This is a genomic window from Rhizobium sp. TBD182 (genome assembly GCF_001950375.1).
GTDB classification, from domain to species: Bacteria; Pseudomonadota; Alphaproteobacteria; order Rhizobiales; family Rhizobiaceae; genus Agrobacterium; species Agrobacterium tumefaciens.
Genome location: NZ_BDLN01000002.1, coordinates 381909 through 394350, shown reverse-complemented (window position 1 = coordinate 394350; position 12442 = coordinate 381909). Strand labels below are relative to the sequence as shown.

Annotated in this window: 11 protein-coding genes; 8 read left to right on the top strand and 3 right to left on the bottom strand. The window is 58.7% G+C overall.

Annotated elements, in window-relative coordinates; translation table 11 throughout:
• Positions 1-697: SH3 domain-containing protein (locus T18_RS10550; protein WP_323455217.1), on the top strand; the 697-nt coding region annotated here is incomplete at its 5' end.
• Positions 698-765: 68 nt separating this feature from the next.
• On the opposite strand, the gene T18_RS10545 is transcribed toward T18_RS10550, so the two are convergent.
• Positions 766-1017, bottom strand: a complete 252-nt coding sequence (locus T18_RS10545) for a DUF2934 domain-containing protein (RefSeq protein ID WP_003511224.1) — start codon at positions 1015-1017, stop codon at positions 766-768.
• Between the two features lie 281 nt (positions 1018-1298).
• Here T18_RS10545 and T18_RS10540 point away from each other — a divergent pair, with 281 nt between their 5' ends.
• From T18_RS10540 to T18_RS10520, 5 genes are all read left to right on the top strand, one after another.
• Positions 1299-2369: an enoyl-CoA hydratase/isomerase family protein gene (locus T18_RS10540; RefSeq protein ID WP_003511223.1), complete on the top strand. Its 1071-nt coding sequence runs from the start codon at positions 1299-1301 to the stop codon at positions 2367-2369.
• Positions 2370-2542: 173 nt separating this feature from the next.
• Entirely contained in the window at positions 2543-3529 is a 987-nt protein-coding gene (gene cysP, locus T18_RS10535; RefSeq protein WP_003511221.1) for a thiosulfate ABC transporter substrate-binding protein CysP, read from the top strand.
• A gap of 54 nt (positions 3530-3583) precedes the next feature.
• Complete coding sequence (cysT, locus tag T18_RS10530) at positions 3584-4426, top strand: sulfate ABC transporter permease subunit CysT (protein WP_003511219.1); 843 nt, start codon at positions 3584-3586, stop codon at positions 4424-4426.
• Between the two features lie 3 nt (positions 4427-4429).
• The gene (gene cysW / locus T18_RS10525; RefSeq protein WP_003511217.1) at positions 4430-5317 is read left to right on the top strand and encodes a sulfate ABC transporter permease subunit CysW; all 888 of its coding nucleotides are present in this window, start codon (positions 4430-4432) and stop codon (positions 5315-5317) included.
• Positions 5318-5322: 5 nt separating this feature from the next.
• A complete protein-coding gene (locus T18_RS10520; RefSeq protein ID WP_003511215.1) occupies positions 5323-6348 on the top strand; it encodes a sulfate/molybdate ABC transporter ATP-binding protein in 1026 nt (341 codons plus the stop codon).
• Between the two features lie 18 nt (positions 6349-6366).
• Here T18_RS10520 and T18_RS10515 read toward each other — a convergent pair whose 3' ends face one another.
• Both T18_RS10515 and T18_RS10510 read right to left on the bottom strand, forming a co-directional pair.
• Positions 6367-7464, bottom strand: coding sequence for a DNA alkylation repair protein (locus tag T18_RS10515; RefSeq protein ID WP_003511214.1), 1098 nt, complete (start codon positions 7462-7464; stop codon positions 6367-6369).
• A gap of 324 nt (positions 7465-7788) precedes the next feature.
• Positions 7789-9225, bottom strand: coding sequence for an NAD-dependent succinate-semialdehyde dehydrogenase (locus tag T18_RS10510; RefSeq protein ID WP_003511213.1), 1437 nt, complete (start codon positions 9223-9225; stop codon positions 7789-7791).
• A 625-nt stretch (positions 9226-9850) separates the two neighbouring features.
• Here T18_RS10510 and T18_RS10500 point away from each other — a divergent pair.
• Both T18_RS10500 and T18_RS10495 read left to right on the top strand, forming a co-directional pair.
• Positions 9851-10357, top strand: a complete 507-nt coding sequence (locus T18_RS10500; RefSeq protein WP_003511212.1) for a molybdopterin-dependent oxidoreductase — start codon at positions 9851-9853, stop codon at positions 10355-10357.
• Between the two features lie 9 nt (positions 10358-10366).
• Positions 10367-12301, top strand: coding sequence for a putative bifunctional diguanylate cyclase/phosphodiesterase (locus T18_RS10495; RefSeq protein ID WP_038494157.1), 1935 nt, complete (start codon positions 10367-10369; stop codon positions 12299-12301).
• Positions 12302-12442 lie beyond the last annotated feature (141 nt).

The window sequence follows — 12442 nt, the reverse complement described above, 5'->3', positions numbered from 1 at the left end:
CTCCGGTCCGAGCACAGCCTATCCGGCCGTGGTCGTGATCCCGGTCGGCGCACCATTGACGGTACATGGCTGCCTGTCCGATACGCCGTGGTGCGACGTCTCTTTCGTCAGCGGTCGTGGTTGGGTCGCCGGTCGTTACATCCAGACGACGTTCAGGCAGAACCGGGTCTACGTTGAGCCGCGTTATTACCGCGATCTCGGCGTTCCCGTGATCACCTTCGAAGCCGGTCGTTATTGGGACCGTTATTATCGTGACCGTGACTTCTACCGCGAGCGTGACCGCTGGCGTCGTCCGCCGCCATCAGGCGGTTACTGGAATGCTGCGCCTCCGCCGCCGCGCGGTGACTGGGAACGCCCGCGTCCGCGCGACGAATGGCGTGATGGCCGCCGGGATGAATGGCGCGATCCGCGTCAGGGCGGTGGACCGAATGACGGCCGCTGGGAGCGCCGTTACGGCGACTGGAACCAGGGTGACAGAAACCGGGGCGACGGAAACCAGGACAGGCCGCGTCGAGATGGTGACCGTCCTCGGTTCGAGGAAGAAAATCGCGACCGCAATCGCGATCGCCAGCCAAATCAGGACGAAGGCCAGCGTCGTCCGGAGCGCCGCCAGTGGGATGATCCACGCCGCGCGCCCGCCTCGGAAAACTTTCAGGGCGGTTGCCGGGTCGGTGATCCCGGTTGCGATCCGCGATAAACAGACAAAGCCCGGCGAGATTTCGTCGGGCTTTTCATTTGCCGGTTCAGATTATCACGAGAGTACTTTTATTTCGCGGTTGCGGCCTTGCGTGCGCGGGCCTTGGGTTTTGCGGGGGCTTCTGCCTCCGGCTCCGCAGCAGCGGTCTTCGGCGCTGCTTTCTTGCGCTGGGCAGGCTTTGTCGCCTCCGATGTCTTCAGCAGCGAAAATTCATGCTTTGCCTGTTCCCAATGGTCCGCGTCACGGCCATGTGGATGGCCTTCCTTTTCCCAAAGTGTATAGGCCCGTTTGCTGATCCACTCTTGTTCCGAAACCTGCATGCTCGTCTCCCGTTGCTGTTGACAACGCCTTTGACAAGGCGACATTCCGCTTGGTCCGGCACACGCTCGACAGGAATCAATGCCGGCATTTCAAACTCCATTACATGCCATGATTTTCCGGGCGTCAAGCAAACATGCTGCATTGCGAAAGCGGATTTCAGGCATTTTACGCGGGTGAAAGCGGTTTGAGCGAAAGACGTTCCTGAAGGACAAGATCAACGTTGCGTGATCGCGCCCGGACCTCCAAGATGGGCTGGTGAACGGTAGCGGAGGAGGCGACCTTGGAAGTTGCAACGGAAGCGGAGACGCAGGTCGTCATCGGAAGACGGGGAGGGGCCGGCATCATCCACCTGAACCGTCCGAAAGCCATCAACAGCCTGACGCTGCCGATGGTTCGTGCCATGCTCCAGGCGCTTCACCGTTTCGAGGATGACCCTGACGTTTCCTGCGTGGTGCTGACAGGGGAAGGCGACAGGGGGCTCTGTGCGGGGGGTGACGTTCGCATCATTCACGATCTCGGCAAAGCGGGCGATCCGCAGGTGCTGGATTTCTGGCGCGAAGAGTTTCCGCTGAATTATCGTATTGCCCGCTTTGGTAAACCTTATGTCACGTTGATGGACGGCATCGTCATGGGTGGCGGCGTCGGCATTTCCGCCCATGCCAGCCACCGCATAGTCACCGAGCGGACGAAGCTTGCCATGCCGGAAACCGGTATCGGCTATTTCCCTGACGTCGGCGGTTCCTGGCTTTTGCCCAGAGCGCCGGGCGAATGCGGCACCTGGCTGGGGCTGACAGGCAATGCGGTCACTGCTGCCGATGCGATCTACGCCGGTTTTGCCGATTATTTCGTCCCTTCTGCGCGCCTTACAGATTTGGTGGAGAATCTATCACAAGCGCTCGATCCTGATGGTGTCGAGGCTGTAATCGGAACTTATGCCGTCGAAGCTGGTGAGGGCGTCCTGTCGGCACACCGTGAGATCATTGACGCGGCATTCCGTTTCGACACGGTCGAGGAGATTTTCGCAGCACTTTCGGAGCGTGACGATACGTTTTCGCGCGAGACTCTGGAAATTCTCAAAAAACGCTCCCCTACCAGTCTCAAACTAACCCTGAAGCTGCTGCGCCTGGGGCGGGAAAGCGCCAGCCTCATCGAATGCCTCGAACGGGAATTTGCCGCCGGCACGGAGATATTGCGGGGTCATGATTTTTATGAGGGCGTGCGTGCGGCCCTGGTCGACAAGGACCGCAATCCGCGCTGGCGACCGGCACAGCTGGAAGAGGTGCGTGAAGAAGACCTTCTGCCATATTTTACCAAACATTCCGGTAATCTCTTTCCCGAGCACCGCCTTTAGATTGCGCAACGCAAAAGAAATCCGGCTTGCGGACATATATGAAATCATCGCCTTTCGAATTGATGTTGCTTGGGTGAAATTTCTAATACGCTTCTGCTTAACGCACGGCTGTTGCTCGCAGGCGTTGTCGCCCCCCGTTATGTTGACGACCATTCGATTTTCCGGGGGTATTCATGAAACGTCTTCTCATCATCGGCACTGCCATTGCCGCTCTTTTTGCAGGTGCGGCGCAGGCGCAGTCTCCGACCACCATTCTCAACGCCTCCTACGATGTTGCCCGTGAGGTTTTCGCAGCCGAGAACGAGGCTTTCATCAAGCTGCATCCGGGTATCACGGTTGATCAGTCGCACGCCGGCACCTCCAAGCAGGCGCGTGCCATCGTTGAGGGTCTGGAAGCCGATGTCGTCACCTTCAACCAGGTAACGGATGTCGATTTTCTGGTGAAGCAGGGTTTCGTTTCCGCCGACTGGCAGAAGAATTTCGCGAACGACGCCTCGCCGTTCTATTCCTTCCCTTCCTTCCTCGTGCGTGCCGGTAATCCCAAGCACATCAAGGACTGGGACGATCTTGCACGTGACGACGTGAAGGTGGTTTTCCCCAATCCGAAGACCTCGGGTAACGCCCGTTACACCTATCTCGCCGCCACGGCCTATGCCAAGGAGAAGTTCAACGGCGACGAGAAGAAGGTTCAGGAATTCGTCAAGAAAATCTTCGACAACACCCCTGTTTTCGACACCGGAGGCCGCGCCGCCACCACCACCTTCGTGGAACGTGAAATCGGCGACGTGCTGATCACCTTCGAAGCCGAGACCCGCGGCATTGCCAAGCAATATGGCGCCGACAAGGTTGAGGGCGTGGTGCCTTCCGTCAGCCTGCTCGCCGAATTCCCGGTCGCCGTGGTGGACAAGGTGGTCGACAAGCGCGGCTCGCGCGATCTGGCGAAGAGCTACCTCGATTTCCTCTACACCGAAGAGGGCCAGCGCATTGCTGCCGAATTCGGCCATCGCGTTCACAACGAAAAGGTTGTCGGCGAGTTCAAGGACAAGTTCCCGGCCATTCGCCTCGTCAACGTCAATGACGTCTTCGGCGGCTGGAATAAAATCCAGAAAGAGCATTTTGCGTCCGGCGCGACGCTTGATACGCTCTACGGCAGCCGTTAATCACGACGATATGCAACAGGTAAAAGACCCGGCGGGAAACTGCCGGGTCGCTTTATGATGAAATGGGGGCGGGGTTTGAAGCGGAATGTTCTGCCGGGGCTTAAATTGTCCCTCGGCGTTACCCTCACTTACGTCGCCATCATAGTGCTTCTGCCGCTCTCGGCGCTGGTGTTCAAGGCGGCGAGCCTTGGCCCTGCCGAATACTGGGCCATTATCTCTTCGCCGCGCGCCGTCGCAAGTTACCGGGTTACCGTGCTCTGCGCGCTGGCCGCGACCTTGTTCAACGTCGTTTTCGGACTGGCACTTGCCTGGGTGCTGACGCGTTACCGCTTTCCCGGCTGGCGCCTTGTCGATGCCATTGTCGATCTGCCTTTTGCGCTTCCCACCGCTGTTGCCGGCATTGCGCTGACGACGCTGTTTGCGGGTAACGGCTGGTTCGGCTCGGTGCTTGCGCAATTCGGCATCAAGGTTGCCTATACGCCGCTCGGCATCATGGTGGCGATGGCCTTTACCAGTCTACCCTTCATCGTGCGCACCGTGCAGCCGGTGCTCGAAGACCTCGATCCGGCATTGGAGGAGGCGGCGCAATCGCTTGGCGGTTCCGATCTCGAAATCTTCCGCAAGGTCATCCTGCCGCTTCTGACGCCAGCTCTGCTGGCCGGTCTCTCGCTCTCTTTCGCGCGCAGCCTCGGTGAGTTCGGCGCCATCATCTTCATCGCCGGCAACCAGCCGTTTTCAACGGAAATTACGGCGCTGCTGATCTTCATCCGGCTGGAGGAATATGATTATCAGGCCGCCGCCGCCATCGCCTCCGTGCTGCTCATCGCGGCCTTCGTGATGCTGGCGGTGACCAACGCCCTGCAGGCGCGTGCGCTTCGTTATACGGTGAGGAGCTGAGACATGAGCGCCATTTCCTCGCATCGCAAGCCACCGCGCGTCGGTGACGCGCCCTGGGTTCGCCGTAGCCTGATCGCTTTTGTGCTCGTCATCGGCGCGTTCCTGGTTGTCGCTCCTCTGACCATCATCGGGGTCGAGGCTTTTTCGCAGGGCTGGAAGGTTTACTCAGCCACCATCACCCACCCCGATACCCGCCACGCCATCATGCTGACGGTGCTGACGGCGCTGATTGCGGTGCCGATCAACACGGCCTTCGGCGTCGCGGCCGCATGGGCGATCACCAAATTCGATTTTCCCGGCCGGCGCTTCCTGCTGGTGCTGATCGAGATACCCTTCTCCATCTCGCCGATCGTTGCCGGTGTCGCCTATCTCTTCGTTTATGGGCTGCAGGGGCTGTTTGGGCCGTTCCTCGATGCGCACAATATCAAGATACTCTTTGCACTACCCGGCATCGTCATCGCGTCGATGTTCGTCACGGCACCCTTTGTGGCGCGCGAGCTGATCCCATTGATGCAGGCGCAGGGCCGCGATCTGGAGGAGGCGGCCACCTCGCTTGGCGCATCCGGCTGGCGCACCTTCTTTTCGGTGACGCTACCGAATATCAAATGGGCACTGCTCTACGGCGTCGTTCTGTGCAACGCCCGCGTCATGGGTGAATTTGGCGCGGTGTCGGTCGTGTCAGGCAATATTCGCGGCCAGACCAACACGCTGCCGCTGCATATCGAGCTGCTCTACCATGATTACCAGACGGCCGGCGCCTTTGCGTCGGCCTCCATCCTCGCTCTGCTCGCCGTCGTCACCATCATCGCCAAGGTGGCGCTGGAAGGGCGTGGTGCGGGGCGCGGGGCCAAGAAGACCAGCGGCGGTGCCGCCATCGCCACGGAGACCTGATTCCCATGAAAATCCGCCTCGAAAATGTGGTGAAGACCTTCGATACATTCCGCGCGGTGCGCGATGTCTCGCTCGATATTGAAAGTGGCGAGCTTCTGGCGCTGCTCGGCCCTTCCGGCTCTGGCAAAACCACGATTTTGCGCATGGTCGCGGGTCTCGAATATAGCGATGGCGGCCGCATCTTTTTTGGAGACGAGGACGCCACCAATATTCCGGTGCGCGATCGCGGCGTCGGTTTCGTGTTCCAGCACTACGCACTTTTTCCGCATATGACGCTGCATGAAAACATCGCGTTCGGTATGAAGGTGTCGAAGGTGAAGCGCGACAAAGCCGCGATCGATGCGCGGGTCAGGGAACTGTTGAACCTGGTCAAGCTTGACGGTCTGGGCGACCGGTTCCCGGCGCAGATTTCCGGTGGGCAGCGGCAGCGTGTGGCGCTGGCCCGTGCGCTTTCGGTCGATCCCAAAGTGCTTCTACTGGATGAGCCCTTCGGCGCGCTGGATGCCAATGTGCGCCGCGACCTGCGCCGCTGGCTGCGTGAAATTCACGGCGCGCTGGGCATTACCACGATTTTCGTGACGCATGATCAGGAAGAGGCACTGGATCTCGCTGACCGCGTCGTCATCCTCAATCAGGGCGAGATCGTGCAACAGGGCACGCCGAAGGAAGTCTGCCGCCAGCCGAACAGCGCCTTCGTCATGCGCTTTCTCGGCGATGCCAACCGTGTGTCCGGCGTGGCGCGCGGCGGCAAGGTCTATGTCGGTGACAACGAACTGCCTTTCTCCTACGGTCAGGCGGATGGCGCCGTCGAGATCTATGCCCGTCCCTCCGACCTGGAATGGGAAGATCTGCACGAGGGCATTCCAGCCTCGGTTTCGCGGGTTCTCGACCGGGCAGGCGAGCGGCGGGTGATTGCCAGCACAGATGGCGGCGATCTCCTCGAATTCGACGTGCCGCCGGAAAATGATGTCGCGGCAGGCGATCGCGGTTCCGTCATCATCCGCCGTGCGAAGATTTTCCCGGCGGCTTGAGGGACGCTCTCGCCAGCCTCATATCAGCAGTTCGAAAGAGGCCTCGGCCGCCAGCCTGCCATTGACCATCAGGTCAACCTTGTGAACACCCGCATAGTGCTTGCGGGTGGTGAAATCACGCATGGCGCGGCTTATCGAGAGCGCGCATGTTTCGCCCGGCTGCAACTCGATTTCTTTCCACTTGAAGACTTTCGCGGAGGCGTCACCGCTCTTTTTCACGTAATGCACGGCATAATCGATCACCAGCTTCTGCGGGCTTTCTGCCGTCGAGGTGAAAGAAGCTGAAATCCGCACCGGATTACCAAGAGCGACCTTTTCAGGAGAAACCTGAAACGCCGAAAGTGCGATCTGAGCCTCCTTATGGGCACCGAAATGGGCGAGCGCGGCAGCGTCACCTTTCTTGACCAGAGTACGCAAGGCCTGCCGCACGATCCAGCGTGTATGCGGGTTTTCCTTCGGCCATGTGCCGATGAGCGCCAGCACGAAAGCGGGATTGTCCTTGGTGATGTCGTTCAGATGATTGGCGACGGATTTGCGCACGTAAAGCGCCTCGTCAGCTTTCATGGCATCAAGGATCGCGGTTACCGGTGAGGGATCATCGATCAGGGCTTTGAGCTGGAACGACCAAGGCAGGCGCGGCCGGCAGCCTTCGCTCGCCAGCCTTCGCACATGCTCGTTGTCATGTCGTGACCATGTTTCCATCACGGCAAGTGTTCGGGCCAGATCCCTTTGCAGGAAATGGCGGATCGCAAATTCCGAGGAGCCGAAACGGGTGAAATATTGCAGCGCCTGCATGGAAAGATCGAAATCGTCGAGACCGTAAAGCGCCACATATTCTGGCAGCGAAATGGACGCGAAACCGTTGCCTATCCCGGGTGCTGCGGCTGTCAAAATTTCGATGTTGCGGGCATAGTCGCCGGGAAGCGTGGCGTGCAGGCTGGTCGCCACTTGCCGCATGCGCTGCATGATGCCCAGCGCTTCGAGATTTGTCGTGGCAAGCGCCATGAAGGCGGGAACATCGAAAGGCGCATGAACGGCTTTGGTCTGATCGGCGATGTGTCGCAGTTTTTCGTGGTTGAAGATTTCCTTCAACGCGGGTGCCGCTGTCTCGCTCATAGTGCCTCTCTAAGTTCACTTTTTGTTCTTGTAGGGCATGATGAGGACGGAGGCAAGGGAGGCGGTACTACCGAAGAAAAGACATAGCAGATCTTGCTTCTTCACAGATTGACGAAGGTCTTTCACTCCGTCATTCCGGGCTTGATCCGGCATCCTGCATCCGGCCACTGGGCGCCTGCGCGGTGAGTAGTCTTTTTTGGTCAATGACTTGATCGCGCTGGACCCCGGATCTAGTCCGGGGTGACGACGCGTGGAGATTCCGGGTTCGCCAAATTCAGGTTCAGGGCGGATATTGTCATCCGCCCTGAGCTTGCATCCAAAGCTTCAGCTCATCTGGCTGACGAATTTCGTCTCCAGATAGGCCTGAACCGCCTCCGAACCGCCCTCCGTGCCATAACCGGAATCCTTGACGCCGCCGAAGGGGACTTCGGGAAGCGCAAGGCCGTTGTGGTTGATGGTCAGCATGCCCGCCTCGACCTGGTGGCCGAGCGCATGCGCTGTCTTGACCGAGCTGGTAAAGGCGTAGGATGCAAGGCCGAAAGGCAGGCGGTTCGCTTCGTTGATGGCATCATCGAATGTCGAGAAGCGGTTGATGATGGCGACGGGACCGAAGGGCTCGTCGTTCATGATCTTGGCTGTCACGGGCACGTTGGCGAGCACCGTGGGCTCGAAGAAATTGCCCTTGTTGCCGATTCGGCGGCCACCGGTCTTCAGTTCCGCGCCATGAGAAACGGCGTCGTTGATCAGGCCTTCCAGCGCTGGGATGCGGCGCTCATTGGCGAGCGGCCCCATGACGACACCTTCTTCCAGGCCGTTGCCGACCTTGATCGCCTTCGTGGCTTCCACGAAACCTTCAAGGAAGCGATCCGCCACACCGTCCTGCACGAGGAAGCGGGTGGGAGCGACGCAGACCTGACCGGCATTGCGGAACTTGGCAAGCGAGGTCACCTCGATCGCTTTTTCGATATCGGCATCGTCAAAGATCATCACTGGCGCATGACCGCCGAGTTCCATCGTGGCGCGCTTCATGTGCTTGCCGGCAAGCGCTGCCAGATGTTTGCCGATCGGCGTGGAGCCCGTGAAGGAAATCTTGCGGATGACCGGATGCGGGATCAGATATTCCGAAATCTCGGATGGCACGCCGTAAACGAGACCGATGACACCCGCCGGCACGCCCGCATCCACAAACGCTCGGATCAGTTCCGCCGGCGATGCCGGTGTTTCCTCCGGGGCCTTGACGATGATGGAGCAGCCAGTGGCAAGGGCAGCCGAAAGCTTGCGGACGATCTGGTTGATCGGGAAGTTCCATGGCGTAAACGCCGCGACGGGACCAACCGGCAGCTTGATGGCAAGCTGGGAAACGCCGGTTGCGCGCGCCGGGATGACCTGGCCGTAGGTGCGACGTGCTTCTTCGGCGAACCAGTCGATGGTATCGGCGGCGCCCATGATTTCGGTTGCCGATTGCGACAGCGGCTTGCCCTGCTCGCGGGTCATTATATAGGCGATCTTGTCCTTGCGCTCGCGCAGGATGTCGGCTGCCCTGCGCATGATCTTGGAACGCTCGAAGGGCGAGGTGTCGCGCCAGACCTTGAAGCCACGTTCGGCGGCGGCAAGCGCCAGATCGAGGTCCGCCTTTTCGGCATGGGCGATCGCGCCGATGATTTCGTCGGTCGCAGGGTCGGATACGGCGATCGTCTTGCCGGAAACGGCGTCTCGCCATTCGCCATCAATGAGAAGTTTGATGTCGGGATAGGTGTGCATAGGGACTACCTTCATGATGCGGCCGATACGGCAGGGTGCCGTCCAGCCCGGAGACGTGAACAGAATTTTCCTGACCGGAATATATCCGGTATCGCCGCTTGCGCTGCGCGGAACGGGCGTCTGGGCATTTCCGGCAAGAGGAAGCTGAAAATGCCGGAAACGGAAATGACAGCTCTTATATTAAGTTGCGTACGGTATGTTTCAACCGTTCGCTCTGGCAATCGCCATGATTTTTCTGTGATGCGAAACTTGTCTCTCGGCTTTCCTGCCTGACAGGCAGGCGGATGCCGAACGCGCATTGGTCTTGTCCGATACGCGCGAATCATGTGTTGCTGTTGTTAAGCAATCACGCATATGCCGCAATTTGGCCTTTGTCGCACCAGACGGATTGATACGAAGACGTAACTTGTAGTGTTGCTTGCGTCATAACAGGGCGTGAAGTGTAAAAAAGTACAATAAGACGGAAAAATTATCCAAACGGTTTACTCAAAACCTAGAGAAAATACGGATAAAATCTCACTAAGGATATAACATTCATTCCTGATATATATTGCGAGCGTCGGTTCCCTTGACCCTCAGAGGTTGGCGAAAACCCCTCGACCTGAACGCTAGATGGAGAAAGAGTATGAGTTTCGCCCGGGTACTTCTCAGTGCGTTTCTGTCGCTCATGTGGCTTTCCTGTGCCGAGGCCGGGACGATCGCCAAGCCGCAAGGCAAGCCGATATTGACCATCTCCGGAAACATCACCAACACCAATGCCGATGGCGCTGCGGTATTCGATCGCGACATGCTGGAGGGATTGGGCATGGTGACGGTGGAGACCACGACGCCCTGGCACGATGGCCGCGTTCGTTTTGACGGCGTGTCACTGGCAAAGTTGATGGATCTCGTCGGCGCAAAAGGCACCAGCGTAACGGCAGTTGCACTCAACGATTATGTGAGCACCATACCGGTTGAGGATTTTAAGAAATTTAACGTTATCCTCGCGATCAAGCTGGATGGCAACTACATGACAGTTCGCGAAAAGGGTCCGCTGTTTGTCATCTATCCCTATGATAGCGACCCGGAATTGCAGAAGCAGACCTATTATTCGCGGTCCGCATGGCAAGTTGCCAAATTGATAGTGGAATAAAGGTGCCGTTTGCGAAAACTTGTGGCGGTGATCATCTGTTGCTTCGTCCTGGCAACGGGCTATATCGCTTTCGTCATTGCCGAGCGTCAGACCGCTCTGCAGAAATTTGCCCGCTATAACGATTCGTGGGCGGTCAGTCAGACCGTGGCGGAGTATCTCCGCCTTCAGAACAAATTGGCCGTTTTTGCGCTCAGTCCCGGTGTCATAGACCGGGACGAATTGCAGCTGCGCATGGACATCATGCTAAGCCGCCTGGAGCTCTTGAAGCAGGGTAACCTCGGCGCTTTCATCAATGAAAAGCAGCAATGGCGGGATCTCGTAACCCGCCTTGACGCGGTTCTGGCCCGCCTGGAACAGCAGATGAACACCCTGGAGCCAAGGGATGTTCCGGATCTGCTCTCCGAGATGAGCTCGCTCGATGCGCCGATGACGACACTGGCTTCGTCGTCGGTCGCCTATGACGTCAATCTGATCGATACGGCCCATGAGGACGTGCGCAAGCTGCATATCGTCTACACCGCGCTTGCGGGCGGATTGATCCTGTGCGGCATCGCGCTGGTGATATTGCTGCTTCGCCAGAACGATCTGTTGAACCGTGCGCAGAAAAGCATGCGCGGGCTGACCGATGATCTGCGCGCCGCCACGCTTGAATTGCAGGCCAAGAATGTCCGGCTGGAGCATGATGCCTATCATGATGCGCTGACGGGCCTTCCGAACCGCTCGCTGTTCCGGCAGGAACTGATCGAGCGGTTGCGCCGCTCCTTCGGCGGCAATGGAACGACGGCCATTCTTCTGCTTGATCTTGATGGGTTCAAGGACGTCAACGACACGCTTGGCCACGATTCGGGCGACGCCTTGCTTCAGGCCGTGGCACAGCGCCTTTCGGGGATCGGCGGTGATTACGACATGGTTTGCCGCCTTGGCGGCGATGAATTCGCTGTCGTATCCGATGATCTTAATGAGGACACGGCGCGCCGTCTCGCCTCCAAGCTTATCGAGCAGATCAGCCGGGCCTACCAGCTCGGCGAGCAGGAGGTGAAAATCGGCACCTGCATCGGCATCGCCATATCGCATGGTACCGTCGATGCGGATGAATTGTTCAAGCGCGCGGATCTGGCGCTTTATGAAGCCAAGGCCATCGGCCCTGGCCGGGCGAGTGTTTTCAAAGTCCGCATGCAAAAGCAGCTGACCGAAAAGAAATCCTTCGAGGCTGATCTGCAGACTGCGCTGCAGAACGACGAGATGGAGGTCTATTACCAGCCGCAGGTGGCGACGCAAACCCGCAAGCTTTGTGGCTTCGAGGCACTTTTGCGCTGGAAACATCCAGTGCGCGGCGATGTTCCGCCCAGCGTGTTCATTCCCGTTGCGGAACGAACCGGCCTTATCCATTCGCTCGGAAAATGGGTGATGGAGACTGCCTGCCGCGAGGCGATGCGATGGGATGAGGACATGAAGGTGGCGGTCAATCTCTCGCCGGTTCAGTTCCACAGTACCAACCTCATTCAGAACGTGATGGGTGCCCTTGATAAAAGCGGGCTGGAGCCGAGCCGGCTCGAGCTTGAGATCACCGAATCGATCCTGCTGAACAAGAGCGACCAGACGATCAACACGCTGACGCGGCTGAAGGCCGTCGGCATCCAGATCGCCATGGACGATTTCGGCACCGGTTACTCCTCGCTTGCGAATTTGCGCGGCGTGCCGTTCGACAAGATCAAGATCGACCGGTCATTCCTGCGCGATATCACCAGCGACCGCGACGCGCTGGCGATCGTCGAATTCGTGGTCGGCGTCGGGCGCAGCCTTCGAATGACCACCATCGCCGAAGGCATCGAGACGGAGGAGCAATATGAGCTGGTCAAACGTCTGGGATGCGATCTGGTACAGGGCTATCTGATCAGCCGGCCGTTGCCGGCCAAGGAGCTGGTGGCCTGGAGTTCCGTTTGAACGGGTTTGCTTTCGAACAGGGCAAGCCATGTTAAATTCAGTGGGATACATCGTCGACGGCGAAAACCAATACCGGTTGTCGCACCGATACTGTAGAGCATTCGCGGTCTATGCGGGATCGTTCTGTTGACGAGACCGGGT

What these genes read in the sequence shown, in the direction of transcription:
- cysP (WP_003511221.1), top strand. Translation starts at nt 2,543, where the DNA reads ATGAAACGTCTTCTCATCATCGGCACTGCCATTGCCGCTCTTTTTGCA.
- T18_RS10500 (WP_003511212.1), top strand. Translation starts at nt 9,851, where the DNA reads ATGAGTTTCGCCCGGGTACTTCTCAGTGCGTTTCTGTCGCTCATGTGG.
- cysW (WP_003511217.1), top strand. Translation starts at nt 4,430, where the DNA reads ATGAGCGCCATTTCCTCGCATCGCAAGCCACCGCGCGTCGGTGACGCG.
- T18_RS10545 (WP_003511224.1), bottom strand. Translation starts at nt 1,017, where the DNA reads ATGCAGGTTTCGGAACAAGAGTGGATCAGCAAACGGGCCTATACACTT.
- T18_RS10520 (WP_003511215.1), top strand. Translation starts at nt 5,323, where the DNA reads ATGAAAATCCGCCTCGAAAATGTGGTGAAGACCTTCGATACATTCCGC.
- T18_RS10515 (WP_003511214.1), bottom strand. Translation starts at nt 7,464, where the DNA reads ATGAGCGAGACAGCGGCACCCGCGTTGAAGGAAATCTTCAACCACGAA.
- T18_RS10510 (WP_003511213.1), bottom strand. Translation starts at nt 9,225, where the DNA reads ATGCACACCTATCCCGACATCAAACTTCTCATTGATGGCGAATGGCGA.
- cysT (WP_003511219.1), top strand. Translation starts at nt 3,584, where the DNA reads ATGATGAAATGGGGGCGGGGTTTGAAGCGGAATGTTCTGCCGGGGCTT.